13 protein-coding genes are annotated in these 16,924 nt (G+C 67.5%); 9 read left to right on the plus strand and 4 right to left on the minus strand.

Annotated features, from left to right (window positions below; translation table 11 throughout):
* Nucleotides 1–6: 6 nt before the first annotated feature.
* The gene (locus HV798_RS29815) at nt 7–3,084 is read left to right on the plus strand and encodes a multidrug efflux RND transporter permease subunit (RefSeq protein WP_175196099.1); all 3,078 of its coding nucleotides are present in this window, start codon (nt 7–9) and stop codon (nt 3,082–3,084) included.
* The gene (locus HV798_RS29820) at nt 3,081–6,167 is read left to right on the plus strand and encodes an efflux RND transporter permease subunit (protein ID WP_175196101.1); all 3,087 of its coding nucleotides are present in this window, start codon (nt 3,081–3,083) and stop codon (nt 6,165–6,167) included. The genes HV798_RS29815 and HV798_RS29820 overlap by 4 nt, the downstream gene beginning before the upstream one ends.
* Nucleotides 6,168–6,215: 48 nt before the next feature.
* On the opposite strand, the gene HV798_RS29825 is transcribed toward HV798_RS29820, so the two are convergent.
* The 3 genes from HV798_RS29825 to HV798_RS29835 all read right to left on the minus strand — a co-directional run bounded on the left by HV798_RS29825 (nt 6,216) and on the right by HV798_RS29835 (nt 7,875).
* Nucleotides 6,216–6,665, minus strand: coding sequence for a hypothetical protein (locus HV798_RS29825; RefSeq protein ID WP_175196103.1), 450 nt, complete (start codon nt 6,663–6,665; stop codon nt 6,216–6,218).
* Entirely contained in the window at nt 6,601–7,245 is a 645-nt protein-coding gene (locus tag HV798_RS29830) for a nucleotidyltransferase domain-containing protein (RefSeq protein ID WP_175196105.1), read from the minus strand. Before HV798_RS29830 ends, HV798_RS29825 begins: the two co-directional genes overlap by 65 nt.
* Before the next feature lie 195 nt (nt 7,246–7,440).
* Nucleotides 7,441–7,875: a hypothetical protein gene (locus HV798_RS29835; protein ID WP_175196107.1), complete on the minus strand. Its 435-nt coding sequence runs from the start codon at nt 7,873–7,875 to the stop codon at nt 7,441–7,443.
* Nucleotides 7,876–7,945: 70 nt separating this feature from the next.
* On the opposite strand from HV798_RS29835, the gene HV798_RS29840 reads away from it, so the two are divergent.
* Nucleotides 7,946–8,506 (plus strand): RNA 2'-phosphotransferase, encoded by a 561-nt coding sequence (locus tag HV798_RS29840; protein WP_175196109.1) that lies wholly within the window; start codon nt 7,946–7,948, stop codon nt 8,504–8,506.
* 110 nt (nt 8,507–8,616) lie between these two features.
* On the opposite strand, the gene HV798_RS29845 is transcribed toward HV798_RS29840, so the two are convergent.
* Nucleotides 8,617–9,546: a LysR substrate-binding domain-containing protein gene (locus HV798_RS29845; RefSeq protein ID WP_175196110.1), complete on the minus strand. Its 930-nt coding sequence runs from the start codon at nt 9,544–9,546 to the stop codon at nt 8,617–8,619.
* Nucleotides 9,547–9,827: 281 nt separating this feature from the next.
* On the opposite strand from HV798_RS29845, the gene HV798_RS29850 reads away from it, so the two are divergent.
* The 6 genes from HV798_RS29850 to nrdD all read left to right on the plus strand — a co-directional run bounded on the left by HV798_RS29850 (nt 9,828) and on the right by nrdD (nt 16,860).
* Nucleotides 9,828–11,237, plus strand: a complete 1,410-nt coding sequence (locus HV798_RS29850; RefSeq protein ID WP_175196113.1) for a M20 family metallopeptidase — start codon at nt 9,828–9,830, stop codon at nt 11,235–11,237.
* A 32-nt stretch (nt 11,238–11,269) separates the two neighbouring features.
* A complete protein-coding gene (locus HV798_RS29855; RefSeq protein WP_175196115.1) occupies nt 11,270–12,277 on the plus strand; it encodes a Bug family tripartite tricarboxylate transporter substrate binding protein in 1,008 nt (335 codons plus the stop codon).
* Nucleotides 12,278–12,515: 238 nt separating this feature from the next.
* Nucleotides 12,516–14,135 (plus strand): PepSY-associated TM helix domain-containing protein, encoded by a 1,620-nt coding sequence (locus HV798_RS29860; protein ID WP_175196117.1) that lies wholly within the window; start codon nt 12,516–12,518, stop codon nt 14,133–14,135.
* Nucleotides 14,132–14,482 (plus strand): DUF3325 domain-containing protein, encoded by a 351-nt coding sequence (locus tag HV798_RS29865; RefSeq protein WP_025137717.1) that lies wholly within the window; start codon nt 14,132–14,134, stop codon nt 14,480–14,482. The genes HV798_RS29860 and HV798_RS29865 overlap by 4 nt, the downstream gene beginning before the upstream one ends.
* A 147-nt stretch (nt 14,483–14,629) precedes the next feature.
* Complete coding sequence (locus HV798_RS29870; RefSeq protein ID WP_175196119.1) at nt 14,630–16,630, plus strand: ribonucleoside triphosphate reductase; 2,001 nt, start codon at nt 14,630–14,632, stop codon at nt 16,628–16,630.
* Between the two features lie 47 nt (nt 16,631–16,677).
* Entirely contained in the window at nt 16,678–16,860 is a 183-nt protein-coding gene (gene nrdD / locus HV798_RS29875) for an anaerobic ribonucleoside-triphosphate reductase (RefSeq protein ID WP_025137715.1), read from the plus strand.
* Nucleotides 16,861–16,924 lie beyond the last annotated feature (64 nt).

Below are 16,924 nucleotides of genomic sequence, written 5' to 3' on the forward strand. Positions count from 1 at the left end.
CCCACCATGAGCCTGTCCCGCCCCTTCATCCTGCGCCCGGTCGCCACGTCGTTCCTGATGATCGCGCTGCTGCTGTCGGGCATCCTGGCCTGGCGCCTGCTGCCCGTGGCGGCGCTGCCGCAGGTGGACTACCCCATCATCCAGGTCACCACGCCCTACCCCGGCGCCAGCCCCGACGTGACGGCCCGCGCCGTCACCGCGCCGCTGGAACGCCGCTTTGGCCAGATTCCCGGCTTGAAGCAGATGTCGTCGTCCAGCGGCAGCGGCATCTCGGTCATCACGCTGCAGTTCTCGCTGGACGTGTCGCTGGGCGTGGCCGAACAGGAAGTGCAGGCCGCCATCAGCGCCAGCGGCTCGCTGCTGCCCAACGACCTGCCGACTCCGCCCGTGTACCGCAAGGTCAACCCGGCCGACGTGCCCATCCTGACGCTGGCCGTCACATCCGATTCGGTGCCGCTGCCGCAGGTGTACGACCTGGTCGACACCCGCATGACCCAGCGCCTGGCACAGCTGTCCGGCGTGGGCATGGTCAGCCTGGCCGGCGGCCAGCGGCCAGCGGTCAGGGTGCAGGCCAACCCGATGGCGCTGGCCGCGCGCGGGCTGCAACTGTCGGACCTGCGCGACACGATCGCCAAGGCCAACTCCAACCAACCCAAAGGCAGCTTCGACGGCCCGGTGCGCTCGGTCATCATGGACGCCAACGACCAGTTGCAAAGCGCCCAGGAATACCGCGACCTGATCGTGGCCTGGCGCAACGGCGCGCCGGTGCGGCTGGGCGACGTGGCCACGGTGGAAGACGGCGCCGAAGACCGCTACCTGGCCGCCTGGGTCGACCGCCAGCCCGCCGTGCTGGTGAACATCCAGCGCCAGCCGGGCGCCAACGTCATCGCCGTGGCCGACCAGGTCAAGGCCCTGCTGCCGCAACTGACCGCCAGCCTGCCCGCCGCCGTGCAGGTGCGCATCCTGACCGACCGCACCGAGAGCATCCGCGCATCCGTACGGGGGGTTCAATGGGAACTGGCCTTTGCCGTGGGCCTGGTGGTGCTGGTCACCTTCCTGTTCCTGCGCAACCTGCCGGCCACGCTGATCCCCAGCCTGGCCGTGCCGCTGTCGCTGATCGGCACCTTCGGCTTCATGCACCTGGCGGGGTTTTCCACCAACAACCTGACGCTGATGGCGCTGACCATCGGCGCCGGCTTCGTGGTGGACGACGCCATCGTCATGCTCGAGAACATCGCCCGCTATCGTGAACAGGGCCACAGCCCGATGTCGGCCGCACTCAAGGGCGCCGGGCAGATCGGCTTCACCCTGGTGTCCCTGACCCTGTCGCTGATCGCCGTGCTGATCCCGCTGCTGTTCATGGAAGACGTGGTCGGCCGCCTGTTCCGCGAGTTCGCCATCACGCTGGCCGTGGCCATCCTGATATCGCTGGCCGTGTCCCTGACGCTGACGCCGATGATGTGCGCGCGCCTCTTGCCCGCGCACGCCGAGCGCCCGCCCGGCCTGCTGGACCGCCTGCAGGAACGCTATGCCGGCTGGCTTGACGCCACCCTGCGCCACCAGCGCCTGACCCTGCTGGCGATGCTGGCCACGGTCGTGCTGACGGGCCTGTTGTACCTGGCCGTGCCCAAAGGCTTTTTCCCGGTGCAGGACGGCGGCGTGCTGCAAGGGGTGACCCAGTCCGCGCAAAGCACCTCGTTCGAGGCCATGTCGCGGCGCCAGCAGGCGCTGGCGCAAAGCCTGCTGGGCGATCCCGACGTGGCCAGCCTGTCGTCCTTCATCGGCATCGACGGCATGAACCCCACGCTGAACACCGGCCGCCTGCTGGTCAACCTGAAACCCTGGAGCGAGCGCAGCGCGCCGCTGGCCGACATCATGGCGCGGCTGGACGCGCGGGCGCGCCAGGCGCAGGGCATTTCCCTGTTCCTGCAACCGGTGCAGGAACTGAACATCGAAGACCGCGTCAGCCGCGGCCAGTACCAGTTCACGCTGACCTCGCCCGACAGCGCATTGCTGGCCCGCTGGAGCGCCGCGCTGACCCAGCGCCTGGCTGCCGCGCCGCAATTGGCCGACATCTCGTCCGACCTGCAGGGCGATGGACGCCAGGCCTACCTGGACGTGTCGCGCGACGCAGCCGCCCGCCTGGGCGTGACGCTGGACGACGTGGCGCAGGCGCTGTACAGCGCCTTCGGCCAGCGCCAGGTCGCCACGCTGTTCACGCAGTCGAACCAGTACCGCGTGGTGCTGGAAGTGGACCGCCGCCTGGCAGCCAGCCCCGACGCGCTGGAACGCATCCACCTGCAAAGCAAGGACGGCCAGGCCATTCCGCTGTCGGCCCTGGCCAGCGTCAGCGAACGCGCGGTGCCGCTGGCGGTGAACCATCTGTCGCAGTTTCCGGCCGTCAACCTGTCGTTCAACCTGCCGCCGGGCGGCTCGCTGGGCGAGGCCATCGCCGCCATCGAGGCCGCGCGGCAGGACATCGCCATGCCGCCCAGCGTCGAACTGCGGCTGCAAGGGGCGGCATCGGCCTTTCAGGCCTCGCTGTCCAACACCTTGTGGCTGATGCTGGCCGCCGTGGTCACCATGTACCTGGTGCTGGGCATGCTCTATGAAAGCGCCATCCACCCGATCACCATCCTGTCGACGCTGCCGTCCGCCACCGTGGGCGCGCTGCTGGCGCTGCTGTTGACCGGCCGGCCGCTGGACCTGATCGCCGTCATCGGCATCATCCTGCTGATCGGCCTGGTCAAGAAGAACGGCATCATGATGGTGGACTTTGCGCTGGAAGCCGAACGCAGCCGCGGCCTGGCGCCGCAGGCCGCCATCCGCGAAGCCGCGCTGCTGCGCCTGCGGCCGATTCTGATGACCACGCTGGCCGCGCTGTTCGGCGCCCTGCCGCTGATGCTGGCCACCGGGTCGGGTGCGGAACTGCGCCAGCCGCTGGGCTGGGTGATGGTGGGCGGCCTCTTGGTCAGCCAGGTGCTGACGCTGTTCACCACGCCCGCCGTCTATCTGTTCTTCCACCGCCTGGGCCAGCGCCGCCGCGCTGCCGCCCCGGCCGCCGCCGACCGGCCGGCGCCATGATCCGCGCGCTGCTGCACCGACCCATCGCCTGCATTTTCCTGGCGGTGGCGCTGACGCTGCTGGGCGCCGTGGCCTGGCGCCTTTTGCCCGTGGCGCCGTTGCCGCAGGTGGACTTTCCCACCATCGAGGTGCGCGCCGAGCTGCCCGGCGCCAGCCCCGAAAGCATGGCCAGCACCGTGGCCGCGCCGCTGGAACGGGCGCTGGGCGCCATTGCCGGCGTCAGCGCCATGAGCTCGTCCAGCAACCAGGGCGCCACCCGCGTGCTGTTGCAGTTCGCGCTGGACCGCAACATCAACGAAGCCGCGCGCGATGTGCAGGCCGCCATCAACGCTGCCCGCGCCGAACTGCCGTCGGGCATGCCCGGCAACCCCACCTACCGCAAGATCAACCCGTCGCAAGCGCCCATCATGGCGCTGGCGCTCAGCTCGCCCACCCGGCCCGCGGGGCAGCTCTATGACCTGGGCGCCACCGTGCTGGCGCAGAAGATCTCGCAGGTCGTCGGCGTGGGCGAAGTGACGCTGGGCGGCAGCTCGCTGCCGGCCGTGCGAGTGCAGGTCAACCCCAACGCGCTGGCCCACTACGGGATCGCCCTGGACGACCTGCGCCAGGCCATCGCCAACGCCGCTCCCATGGGCCCGCAGGGCCAGCTGGACTCGCCCGGCCAGCGCTGGGAAGTCGGCACGCCCGGCCAACCGCGCACCGCCCACGACTACAACGGCCTGATCGTGCGCCACCAGGACGGCGCCACCACCCGCCTGGCGCAGGTCGCCCAGGTCAGCGATTCGGTCGAGAACCGCTACAGCAGCGGCTTTCACAACCAGAACCCGTCGGTCGTCCTGACCATCAGCCGCCAGCCCGGCGCCAACATCATCGAGACCATCGCCGCCATCAACCAGGCCCTGCCCGGCCTGCGCGCGCTGATGCCGGCCGACGTCGACCTGACCGTGGTGCTGGATCGATCCCCCGGCATCCATGCCACCCTGCGCGAGGCCCACATCACCCTGGCCCTGGCCGTGGGCCTGGTGATCCTGGTGGTGTGGCTGTTCCTGGGCAGCGCGCGCGCCGCCGCCATTCCCAGCGTCGCGATTCCCGTGTGCCTGGTCGCCACCTTCGCCGTCATGTACCTGTGGGGCTTCTCGCTGAACAACCTGTCGCTGATGGCGCTGATCGTGGCGGCCGGCCTGGTGGTCGACGACGCCATCGTGGTGCTGGAAAACATCACCCGCCACCTGGAGCGCGGCCTGGCCCCGCGTCAGGCCGCGCTGCGCGGCGTGCGCGAAGTGGGCTTCACCCTGGTCGCCATGACGCTGGCGCTGTCCGTCGTGTTCGTGTCGATCCTGTTCATGGGCGGCCTGGTGGAACGCCTGTTCCGCGAGTTCTCGATCACGCTGGTCGCCGCCATCGTGATCTCGCTGGTGGTGTCCGTCGCCATCATTCCCAGCCTGTGCGCCCGCTGGCTGCGGCCGGCAGCCCCCGTGGCCCACGCCGCCCGCCCCTCGCGCCTGCGCGCTGTCTTTGGCCGCCTGCACCATTGGTATGGCGTCTCGTTGGCGCGCGTGCTGGACCACGCCCGCCTGACCTTGCTGCTGCTGGCCGGCGTCGTGGCCCTGAACGTCTATCTGTATGCCCAGGCGCCCAAGGGCTTCCTGCCGCAGCAGGACACCGGCCAGCTCGTGGGCTTCGTGCGCGGCGACGACGGCTTCTCGTTCCAGGTCATGCAGCCCAAGATCGACGTCTACCGGCAACTGGTGTTGCGGCACCCGGCCGTGCAGGACGTCATCGGCTACAACGGCGGCAGCCTGGGCATCAGCAACTCGCTGTTTCTCATCCGCCTCAAACCCGCTGCCGAGCGCGGCGAATCGTCGGCCCAGGTCATCAACTGGCTGCGCGCCAACGCCCCGCCCGTACCTGGCGGCATGTTCTTCCTGAACGTCGACCAGGACCTGCGCATGCCCGGCGGCTTCGGCAATTCCGGCGACCACGAACTGGCCATCATGGCCAGCGAGGTGCCCGCCCTGCGGCAATGGTCGCGCCGCATTTCCCGCGCCATGCAGGACATTCCCGAACTGCGCGACGTCGACGCCGTCGGCGACGCCGCCACCCAGCAGGTGGTCATCCACATCGACCGCAGCGCCGCCCAGCGCCTGGGCGTGGACATGCAGACGATCAGCAGCGTGCTCAGCAATTCGTTCAGCCAGCGCCAGGTCGCCACCCTGTACGACCCCATGAACCAGTACCGCGTGGTGCTCGAACTGGACCCGCGCTACACCGAAGACCCCGAAGTGCTGGAACGCGTGCAGGTCGTGGCCGCCGACGGCAGCCGTGTGCCGCTCACGGCCTTCGCCACCTATGAACACGGCCTGGTCAACGACCGCGTCTTTCACGACGGCCTGTTTGCCGCCGTGGGCGTGGGCTTTTCGCTGGCCGAAGGCGTGTCGCTGCAGCAAGGCCTGGCCGCCATCGACGCCGCCATGGCCAAGCTGATGGTCCCCGCCCACATCCAGACCCGCCTGGGCGGCGACGCCCGCAGCTTCCAGCAGAGCCTGCAGGACCAGCCGTGGCTGATCCTGGGCGTGCTGGTGGCCATCTACCTGGTGCTGGGCGTCCTGTACGAAAGCCCGCTGCACCCGCTGACCATCCTGTCGACCCTGCCGTCGGCCGGCGTGGGTGCGCTGCTCGCGCTGCGGCTGGCCAACATCGAATTCACGCTGATCGCGCTGCTCGGCCTGTTTCTGCTGGTGGGCGTGGTGATGAAGAACGCGATCCTGATGATCGACTTCGCGCTGAGCCTGGAACGCCGTGAAGGCCTCACCCCCGAACAAGCCATCCACCGAGCCGCCATGCTGCGCCTGCGCCCCATCGTCATGACCAACCTGGCGGGTCTGTTGGGCGCGCTGCCGCTGGTCTTGGGCATGGGCGAAGGCTCGGAACTGCGCCGCCCGCTGGGGGTCGCGATCGTGGGCGGGCTGATGATCAGCCAGTTCCTGACGCTGTACACGACGCCGATCGTTTATCTGGCGTTGGAGAGGATGCGGCTGCGGGTGGCGGGGTGGCGCGGGCGGGGGGTGAGACGGCTGGGGTGAAGGGGTTGAAATGCGCTCGCCAATTCAATGGACGTCACCGGCGCAGGATCACTTTTTCAGCAGATCAGGGTATCGGCGCTGAAACCATTGGCTGACATCATTCAGGACGCGCTCGGCCCAGGCACGCGCCTCTTCGATCTGCGATTCCGTCGGCGCGCGGCCGTCGTAACGCTGATTGCGCCCTTCCCGCACGATCTGCAATTCCTGGTGCTGCACATCCGAATATCCCAATAGCGAAGCCAATACCTCGATCGCGATCTTGTGATGCCCTTCGCTTGCATCGACGCGAAAGCCCTCTGCATTCATCGCCGCCAGCGCACTCGAAAAAATTGCATCGTAGGCCGCGGAAAGCCGCGTCGATGCCGTGGCCTGGGTCAGGCCGGAATCATTGAGCTTGCCGACGGCGTCCTTAAGCCATTCCTGCACCCGCCATCTATCTTGCGGCGCTCGCCTGAGATTGCCCGCTTGCTCGAAATACGCTGGCGTCCTTAAGGTCATCCTTCTTTCCTATCAGCATGATGAGAGGCCCATCGAGCACCTCACGGATAAACGGACTATCTTGATCCAGCAGCTCGGCATACTGGGCCCGCGTCAGGTCCAGGATGTCCAAAGCACGGCCGGCGTCTGTCATGGCCACTCTCAGTTCGGCCTTGATGCGCCCTGTGATTCGATCTCCGACCAGCAACAGGTCGATGTCGCTATCGGGACCGGCGTCGCCCCGCGCCATCGACCCAAATACACACGCAATGTCGATGTCGTCAGCGTAGGCCTCAACGGCCTGCTTCAATGCAGGCACCGCGCCCGCCAACTGTTGAATCAACCGCCGTAGTTCGGGAAAGAAATGCGCGTCGTGATTGGCCCGGTAAAGCACCTGGTTGCCACGGCGCGCCCGCGCCAGGACACCGGCCGCCGTCATATCGATCAGTTCGCGGGCCAATGCCCCACGCGACACATCAAGCAAGCGAGCCAATTCGCCCGCATGAAATTCTTCGTCCGGCCTCAGGAAAATCAGCGTAAGTAGCTTTTTACGCAAAGTCGCCGGAAAAAGCGCCGTCAAAGCGTCCTGTTTGTCACTCATGGTCTGCTCCCGCAGTAGGACTAGCTCGGATGAGTGTACTCTTTTTGAGTCTTTTTGTTCTCAAAATGAGTCCTTTCGTTCTCAAGATGAGTTTTACGTGAAAGAGCGGCCTCTCCCATGCAATACGCCTCAAATTGAGACTCTTTGTTCTCAATTTGAGGCGATTTCTTGTTTCCCGCCAGGCAGAAACTGGAGTCAGTCCCAGCACACCGTGTACACGTGGAACCCCGCACCCGGCTCGGGCGCTGCCGCGTGCTTGCCATAAGGCCAGCCGACGATGATGCCGTCCGCCTCCAGCCCTTCGAGCCATTGCTCGGCCGTTTCCTGCGGGGCCGACGAAATCACGTGGATGTTTTCGGCGGCGGGCCAATCGTCGCACTCCAGCGCCATGCTCCAATCCTGGTGCAGGCCGACATAGACGCCCTGCACGTCAGGCCGCTGCGCGATGGCCTGGAAGTGCGCATGGATCTCGCGGATCGGCGGGCGTCCGTACTCCCACTGGTTCGGCGCGATGGATTCTTCCTGGTCGTTGCCGGTGAAGTATTCATCCAGCGTCACCACCGGAAAATGCGCTTCGTCCAGTGCATCCAGCGCTTCGAGTTTTTCCAGCAGTTGCTTGCGGGGGTCCATGGGGTCTCCTGTAAAATCATGCCCAGCCGGCACATTCAAGTTGCCGGCGCACAATCAACAACAATAAAAAATGCATAACAAAAAGAATACCGACACCAGCAAGTTTCTCAGCTATATCCTGCGCCACGCGCCCGAATCCATCGGCCTGGCACTCGACCAGGAAGGCTGGGCCGACATCGATCAGCTCATTGCCGCGGCAGCCCGACACGGCCGCCGCCTGGACCGCGACCTGATCGCGGACGTCGTGCGCGACAACGACAAAAAGCGCTTTTCGATCTCGCCGGACGGCGCCCGCATACGCGCTGTGCAGGGGCACACCAGCGACAGCGTCGACATCCAGCACATCGAAAAAGAACCGCCGCCGTTCCTGTATCACGGCACCGCCACGCGCTTTCTTGAATCGATCCAGCAACAAGGCCTGATCCCCGGAAGCCGGCATCACGTGCATCTGTCGCAAGACATCGCCACCGCCGTGTCGGTGGGCCAGCGCTATGGCAAACCCGTGGTGTTGAAGGTCGCTGCAGACCGGATGCGGCAGGCGGGGCACGTGTTTTTTCAAGCGGACAACGGCGTCTGGCTGACCGCGCATGTGCCGGTGGGGTTCTTTGATGTGGATGCGGCCGCAGGGTGAGCTCGCGGTATCGATCTTCCACGAGACCACTCTCCCCTGCAGGAAACCCCAATTTGAAAGGAGAATCTCATCCTGCAATTCAAGACCGCAACTGCGCAGGCAGCCGTCTTTTAATCTCGCCCACCCCGCTCCCCCTCCGGCGCCCGCGGCGCCGCATTCAAGCGTTCCGCCAGCAACCCCAGGAACTCCCGCGCCAGCGGCGGCAAGGTTCGCCCTTGCAGCGTCACCACCTGGATGCTGCGCTGGCGCATTTCCGGATTGCTGAACGGCACGGCCACCAGCCCCGCGCTGTCCATCTGCCCCATCAATGTCAGATACCCCGACAAGGCCACGATCTGGCTGCCGGGCAGCATCGGCAGGAAGGCCGCCGAATGGTTGGACACGTAGGCCGGTTCGATGTGCAGGCCGGCGTTGGCACAGGCGGCATCGAACAGCTGGCGCACGGTCGTGCCCGGGTCGCCCAGCGACAGCGGCACCTGCGTCAGGTCGCGCATGCCGATGCTGCGGCGGGTGGCCAGCGGGTGGCGCCGGCACATGATGGCGTAGACCGGGGCGCGGCACAGCAGTTCGGTCTTCAAGCGGTCGTCCTGCGCGACGGTGTAGCGCAGGGCCAGCTGCGACAGGCCTTCCAGCACATGGCGGTTGACCTCTTCGGGGTGCTCGACGCGCAGGTGAAAGCGCGCCTCGGGGCGGCTGCGCTTGAAGTCGGCCATGCACATCGGCAGAAAGCCATGGGCGAAGCCTTCGGTGCAGGCCACGCGGATGGTGACGTCGCCCAGCGCGTTGCGCTGACGAATGCCGGCGGCGACGCGCTCGGCTTCCAGTTCGGCGGCGTTGGCGTAGGCAGCCAGTTGCAGGCCGGCTTCGCTGAGCGCCATGCCGCGCGCACGCCGCTCGAACAACGTCACGCCCAATTCATCTTCCAGTTTTGAAATCTGGCGGCTGACGGCCGAGGCGGCCACGTGCAGCGCGGCAGCCGCGGCGGCAATGGAGCCGCCGCGCGCGACTTCCAGGAAATATCTCAGACCCAGTGAAATCATGGCAACCTCGTCACGGCAACGCCGTCTTCGTAGTCACGGCAGCGCCGTCATCGTAGTAACAGCAACGCCGTCTTCGTAAATACCGTCATCACCAACCTGTCATGGAATACCCGCAGTGCGCCGTCTTGCCAAACCCTGCAACGCCGCCTTGCCCTGCCCCGCCCTCTGGGAACAGGCCCGAATCCATGCCTAAATAGCAATGCTCATATGCGAAATATCTAATTGTGGCACGCGAGCAAGCGTAATAACTTTGTGCCTTTGCCGCCTACCCCGAGACCGCCGTGACCCGAGAACTCGCCATCCAGCATGCCACCCACGCCTATGACGACGGTTCCCTGCTGGCCGAGCTGGCCGGCCGCGTCGCCTACCCGACCGAAAGCGAGGTGCCCGAGCAGGGCCCGCGCCAGCATGCCTATCTGAACGACAACCTGGTGCCGGCGCTGGTCGAGCTGGGCTTTTCCTGTCAGGTGCATCCCAACCCGGCCGGCATGGACCTGCCCATCCTGGTGGCGCGGCGCATCGAAGACCCGCAGTTGCCGACGGTGCTGATGTACGGCCACGGCGACGTGGTGCGCGGCAACGCAGCCAAGTGGGACGCAGGCCGCGCCCCCTGGCGCCTGCAGGTCGACGGCGACCGCTGGTACGGCCGCGGCACGGCCGACAACAAGGGCCAGCACACTATCAACCTGACCGCCCTGCGCCAGACCCTGCGGGCGCGCGGCGGCAAGCTGGGCTTCAACGCCACCTGGCTGATCGAGACCGGCGAAGAAGCCGGCTCGCCCGGGCTGGCGGCGTTCTGCGACGCGCAGCGCGAGGCGTTGGCGGCCGACGTGTTCATCGCCAGCGACGGGCCGCGGTTGAACGCCGCCCGCCCCACCCTGTTCATGGGCTCGCGCGGCGCGGTGAATTTCGAACTGTCGCTGCGCGCGCGTGAACGCGGCTATCACTCGGGCAACTGGGGCGGCCTGCTGGCCAACCCCGCCATCGTGCTGTCGCACGCCATCGCCTCGCTGGTCGATGCCAACGGCCGCATCCAGGTGGCGGGCCTGCGCCCGCCGCCCATCCCCGCCGCGGTGGCCGCGGCGCTGGCCGACCTGCAAGTGGGCGGCGGCGCGGACGATCCCGAGATCAACGCGTATTGGGGCGAACCGGGCCTGTCGGCGCCGGAGAAAGTATTCGGCTGGAACAGCCTGGACGTACTGACCTTCGGCGCGGGCGATCCAGCCAAGCCGGTCAACGCCATTCCGCCCGAAGCCGTGGCCTGGTGCCAGCTGCGCTTCGTGGTGGGCACCGACTGGAAGGCGCTGGAATCGCACGTGCGCGCGCACCTGGACCAGGCGGGCTACACCGACGTGAAGATCCGCGTGGGCATGCAGGCCGGCGCCACCCGCCTGTCGCCCGACAATGCCTGGGTGCGCTGGGCCGCGGCTTCGCTGGAACGCACCACGGGCGTACGCCCGGCGCTCTTGCCCAACCTGGGCGGCTCGCTGCCCAACGACATCTTCGCCGACCAGCTGGGCCTGCCCACGCTGTGGGTGCCGCATTCCTATCCCGCCTGCGCGCAGCATGCGCCCAACGAACACCTGCTGGGCAGCGTGGCGCGCGAAGGGCTGGCGATCATGGCGGGCCTGTTCTGGGACCTGGGCGCCCAGGGCGCCGCGCTGCGCCAGGCCGCCAAGCCCGCCGCCTGACCGATCACCCCCATCCCGCTCCCACACCGTCCATGACCCTGCCCTTGCGCCCCCGCTTCCTGACCCGCCTGTCCGCCGCCGCCCTGCTGGCGGCCACCCTTTGCGCCGCCACCTGGGCGGACGACGCCCGCGCCGCCTATCCTGAACAGGCTATCAAGCTGGTCGTGCCGTTTACCCCGGGCGGCGCCACCGACGCCGTGGCGCGCCTGCTGGCCAACAAGCTGTCGGGCAAGCTGGGCCAGGCCGTCATCGTGGAAAACCGGCCCGGCGCCTCCACCGTCATCGGCGCCGATGCCGTGGCGCGCGCCCAGCCCGACGGCTACACGCTGCTGCTGTCGGGCAGCACCACCTACACGGTATTGCCCGCGTTGAAGCCGTCGCTGCCCTACGACCCGCGCGCCAGCTTCGAGCACATTGCCATCGTGGCCCTGGCCCCGGTGGTGCTGCTGGTGCAGAACGGCCTGGCGGCCAACACCGCCCAGGAAGCCGCCGAACTGGCCCGCCGCCACAGCGCCAGCGGCGGCCTGATGTACGGCACCTTCGGCCCGGGGTCCGCACCGCATCTGGTGGGTGAAATGTTTGCCGAGGCCGCCGGCACCAAGATGACGCCGGTGCCCTACAAGGGCAGCGCCCAGTTCATCACGGCGCTCATCGGCGGCGAGATCGCGCTGGGCGTGGATACCGTGTCGTCGGCTGCGCCGCAGGTCAAGGCCGGCAAGGTGCGCGCGCTGGCCGTCACCGGCGAACACCGCGTGCCGCAACTGCCCGACGTGCCCACGTTCATCGAAAGCGGCCTGCCCGGCGTGTCGATGGTGGGCTGGTACGGCCTGGTGGCGCCGGCCCGCACGCCCGCCCCGGTGCTGGACACGCTGAACCACGCGGTGTCGAGCATCATGCAGGACCCGCAGGTGCGCCGCGCCATCAATGACCTGGCGCTGGAACCCGTGTACCTGCCCGGCCCGGCCTTCAAGGCCCGCATGGAAGACGAGCTGCGCACGTTTGGCGAAGTGGGCCGGCGCGCCGACATCAAGCTGGATTGACGCCACCTGGATTGGCGCCCCCCCAAGGCGGCCCCCTCACTGCCGCGCGCAGGCCGCCCATTCGCGCCAGCCCTGGGACGCTGGCTACGAAAGCGGGCCACCCACCGCCGTGGCCCGCCCATTCCGACCCCATTTAGACTAGAATCAGAACCATTCTCAATAAAATGCCCGCGCGCCCTGCCCAGCGGCCGCGTCGACAAGAAAGAGGCTCGTTCTGAAATCCGGTTTCCGCTTATCCATGGCCTGGCTGCACACCTGGGTCGGCCTGTGGTTTTCCTGGTTGCTGTTCGCCGTGTTCCTGACCGGCTCGCTGGCGGTGTTTTCCGAGGCCATCACGCACTGGATGACGCCCGAGCACCACGCCGCCGAAGCGCAGGCCGCGCAGCAGACGTCCGCCCCCGTGAACCGCGAACGCCGGCTTGAACTGGCGGTGCAATACATGACGCGCCACCACCCCGGCGCCGGCATGTGGGAGATCTGGCCCGTCGACCGCTTCCATGACAACGGCCTGGTGGCCTACTGGTTCGACAAGAACGGCCAATACGCCGACGCCGAACTGGACCCCGACACAGGCGAGGAACTTGCCGAAGATGCCCACGGCACCGCGCGCGCCACGATCGGCGGCACGCACTTCGTCGACTTCCACTACACCCTGCACGCCAACCCCGCCGGCCTGTGGATCGTGGCCTTCGCGGCCATGGCGATGCTGGTGGCGATGGTGTCCGGCGTGGTCACGCACAAGCGCATCTTCAAGGACTTCTTCACCTTCCGCGCCAGGAAAGGCCAGCGTTCGTGGCTGGACGCGCACAACGCCACCGCGGTGCTGACGCTGCCGTTCCAGTTCATGATCGTCTATACCGGCATCGTGATTTCCAGCGTGACGCTGATGCCCGCGCCCATGGTGGCGGCGTATGGGCCGGGCATGGAAGCGTCGCGCCAGTACCTGGCCGAGCTGATGGGCGAAGACAAGCCGGCCCCCACCGGCACGCCGCTGGCTGTGCCCGCGCTGGAACCCCTGGTGGCCCGCGCCGAACAGATGATCGGCCAGAGCGCCCGCGCCATCGTCATCAACAACCCGGAAGACGGCGCCATGCGCATCGGCGTGTACGGCTGGAATGATGACGCCACGACGTACCGGTCGATCAGCAGCACCACCGGCATGGTGGAGTTTTCGGGCGCCACCGGCGACGTGCTGCGCATGCGCACGCCCGGCGGCGTGCACGGCGGCAGCGCATCGCTGACCCGCCAGGTCATGTCCGACCTGCACATGGTCAAGTTCGGCGGGCTGGCCATGAAATGGCTGTATTTCCTGTGCGGCCTGGCCGGCGCCGCCATGATGGGCACCGGCGCCGTGCTGTTCATGGTCAAGCGCCGCACCAGGATGGGCAACGAATTCGGCGTCGCCACGGCGCGCGTCTACCGCCTGATCGAAGGCCTGAACGTGGCCGCGCTGGCGGGGCTGGCCATCGCCTGCATCGCCTATCTGTGGGCCAACCGCCTCTTGCCCGTGTCGCTGCCGCAGCGCGCGGGCTGGGAAGTGCGCGTGTTCTTCATCGTATGGGCGCTGACCTTGGCGCATGCCTGGCTGTGCACGCCGCGGCGCGCCTGGATCGGGCAGTTGGGGCTGTTGGCGGCGCTGTGCCTGCTGCTGCCCGTGCTGTCGCTGGTGACGCTGGGCGATCATCCGCTGGCGCAGATCGGCCGCGGCGACTGGGAAAGCGCGGGCGTCGAGCTCACGGCCATGGCCACGGGCCTGGCCGCCGCATGGGCTGCGATACGATTGCGCAACCAGCCGCTCTCGGCCCCGCCGAAAGGCACACCCCGCCCTCCCCGCGCCCCACAGGAAGCCGCCGCATGAATCTGAATGACGCCGCCGGCATCGCCATGGCGCTCTTGCTGACCTATTCCGGCATGGCTTGTCTTAGCCTGGCCATGCCGCGCCATTACGACCAGGTCTGGGGCCGCGACCCGTCGGCCAGCCATACCCGCGTGCTGCGCGGCGCCGGCATCCTGTTGCTGCTGCTGGCGCTGCTGCCCTGCGTGGGCCTGTGGGGCAATACCGTGGGCGTGGTGGCCTGGCTGGGCTGGCTCTCGGCCGGCGCCCTGCTGTGGGTCGGCATGCTGTCGTGGGCGCCGCGCCCGGCGATGCGCACGGCAGCCCTGGCGGTGGTGATTTCCATCGCGGGCGTCAGCTTCGGGTTCTAGGACCGCGCCGCCGGATTGCGCCGGCGCGGGTGCACCCCGCGCCATTTGACCCGCATCAAACCCGGCCGACAAACAGCGCGGCCGGGCCGCATTGGGCACCATAGGTGGTGGTAGAGTTTTCTCACCCCACAACATATGGTGTCAGCGATGCAACTCGAACACATCCTCAAGCGCGACGGCCGAGTCGTGGAATTCGACCGCGCCAAGATCGCCGCGGCCATCGCCGCCGCAGGCCACAGCACGGGCGAACTGGACGCCGACGTCGCCCAGGCGCTGACCGCTGCCGTGATCGACGCGCTGGCCGCCGACGGTAATGTCTGCCCCGGCGTAGAGACCATCCAGAACCAGGTCGAAGAGACGCTGGTGCGCGCCGGCTACTGGCGCACCGCCCGCGCCTACATCGTGTATCGCGAACAGCACGCCCGCCTGCGCTCCCTGCGCCACACGCTGGTGGACGTGGAAAGCGCCATGGAGGAATACCTGGAACAGCGCGACTGGCGCGTCAACGCCAACGCCAACCAGGGCTACAGCCTGGGCGGGCTGATCCTGAACGTGGCCGGCAAGGTCACCGCCAACTACTGGCTGTCCAACGTCTTCACGCCCGAGGCCGGCCGCGCCCACCGCGAAGGCGACATCCACATCCACGACCTGGACATGCTCAGCGGCTATTGCGCCGGCTGGTCGCTGCGCCAGCTGCTGACCGAAGGCTTCAACGGCATTCCCGGCAAGGTCGAGGCCACGCCGCCGCGCCACATGTCGGCGGCCATCGGCCAGATCGTGAACTTCCTGGGCACGCTGCAGAACGAATGGGCCGGCGCGCAGGCGTTCAGTTCGTTCGACACCTACATGGCGCCCTTCATCCGCCGCGACGCGATGACCTACGGCGAGGTCAAGCAGGCCATGCAGGAACTGATCTACAACCTGAACGTGCCCAGCCGCTGGGGCACGCAGACGCCGTTCACCAACCTGACCTTCGACTGGACCTGCCCGGCCGACCTGAAGGAGCAGATTCCCTACGTGGGCGGCGAGGAAATGCCCTTTGCCTACGGCGATCTGCAAGTCGAAATGGACATGATCAACCGCGCCTACATCGAAGTGATGATGGCCGGCGACGCCAAGGGGCGCGTGTTCACCTTCCCCATTCCCACCTACAACATCACGCCTGATTTCGACTGGGACCACCCCAACACCACACGCCTGTTCGAGATGACGGCGCGCTACGGGCTGCCCTACTTCCAGAACTTCCTGAATTCCGACCTGGAACCGCACATGGTGCGATCCATGTGCTGCCGCCTGCAACTGGATCTGCGCGAGCTGCTCAAGCGCGGCAACGGCCTGTTCGGGTCGGCCGAGCAGACCGGCTCGGTCGGCGTGGTGACGGTGAACTGCGCCCGCCTGGGCCATACCTGCCAGGGCGACGAGGCCGCGCTGATGGCGCGCCTGGATCATCTGCTGGGCCTGGGCCGCGACGTGCTCGAGACCAAGCGCAAGGTGGTGCAGCGCTACATCGACCAGGGCCTGTACCCCTACACCCGGCGTTACCTGGGCACGCTGCGCAATCACTTCAGCACGCTGGGCGTGAACGGCATCAACGAGATGATCCGCAATTTCAGCGGCGATACCGACGACGTCACCACGCCTGCCGGCCACGCGCTGGCCGTGCGCCTGCTGGACCGGGTGCGCGAGCGCATGACGCAGTTCCAGGAAGAAACCGGCCACCTCTACAACCTGGAAGCCACGCCGGCCGAAGGCACCACCTACCGCTTTGCCCGCGAAGACAAAAAGCGCTGGCCCAACATTCTGCAGGCCGGCACCGCGGCCCAGCCGTACTACACCAATTCCAGCCAACTGCCGGTGGGCCACACCGACGACCCGTTCGAAGCGCTGTCGCTGCAGGAAGCGCTGCAAGGCAAGTACACCGGCGGCACCGTGCTGCACCTGTACATGAACGAAGCCGTGTCGTCGGCCGACGCGTGCAAGGCGCTGGTGCGGCGCGCGCTGTCGAATTTCCGGCTGCCCTACATCACCGTCACGCCCACGTTCTCGATCTGCCCCCACCACGGCTACCTGGCCGGGCACCACGAGTTCTGCCCGAAATGCGACGCCGAACTGCAAGCCAGGCAGGCGGCGTGCTGCGCCCCGGCCTGAATTTTTTCACCGGGCATTCCCGCCCGGCCCAACCCCAAGGAACCGCCATGCAAACCTTGATCTCTGTTGAACCCACTGCCCCCCAGGCCCTGCGCCTGCCCGACAGCCAGCGAGTGCGCTGCGAAGTCTGGACCCGCGTCATGGGTTATCACCGCCCCGTCTCTTCCTTCAACACCGGCAAACAAGGCGAATTCAATGAACGCCGCTTCTTCGTCGAACGGCGTGCCTGACGCGCCCGCTGGCCGCAAGGCCGCCCCGGCGGCGCGCCGCCAGGCGCTGCGCGTGGCCCACGCC

The organism is Achromobacter deleyi (genome assembly GCF_902859705.1).
Classification (GTDB): Bacteria; Pseudomonadota; Gammaproteobacteria; order Burkholderiales; family Burkholderiaceae_B; genus Achromobacter; species Achromobacter deleyi.

Coding starts and splice junctions, on each gene's coding strand:
- HV798_RS29855 (WP_175196115.1), top strand. CDS start 11,270: ATGACCCTGCCCTTGCGCCCCCGCTTCCTGACCCGCCTGTCCGCCGCC.
- HV798_RS29845 (WP_175196110.1), bottom strand. CDS start 9,546: ATGATTTCACTGGGTCTGAGATATTTCCTGGAAGTCGCGCGCGGCGGC.
- HV798_RS29825 (WP_175196103.1), bottom strand. CDS start 6,665: ATGACCTTAAGGACGCCAGCGTATTTCGAGCAAGCGGGCAATCTCAGG.
- HV798_RS29835 (WP_175196107.1), bottom strand. CDS start 7,875: ATGGACCCCCGCAAGCAACTGCTGGAAAAACTCGAAGCGCTGGATGCA.
- HV798_RS29820 (WP_175196101.1), top strand. CDS start 3,081: ATGATCCGCGCGCTGCTGCACCGACCCATCGCCTGCATTTTCCTGGCG.
- HV798_RS29860 (WP_175196117.1), top strand. CDS start 12,516: ATGGCCTGGCTGCACACCTGGGTCGGCCTGTGGTTTTCCTGGTTGCTG.
- nrdD (WP_025137715.1), top strand. CDS start 16,678: ATGCAAACCTTGATCTCTGTTGAACCCACTGCCCCCCAGGCCCTGCGC.
- HV798_RS29830 (WP_175196105.1), bottom strand. CDS start 7,245: ATGAGTGACAAACAGGACGCTTTGACGGCGCTTTTTCCGGCGACTTTG.
- HV798_RS29815 (WP_175196099.1), top strand. CDS start 7: ATGAGCCTGTCCCGCCCCTTCATCCTGCGCCCGGTCGCCACGTCGTTC.
- HV798_RS29840 (WP_175196109.1), top strand. CDS start 7,946: ATGCATAACAAAAAGAATACCGACACCAGCAAGTTTCTCAGCTATATC.
- HV798_RS29870 (WP_175196119.1), top strand. CDS start 14,630: ATGCAACTCGAACACATCCTCAAGCGCGACGGCCGAGTCGTGGAATTC.
- HV798_RS29865 (WP_025137717.1), top strand. CDS start 14,132: ATGAATCTGAATGACGCCGCCGGCATCGCCATGGCGCTCTTGCTGACC.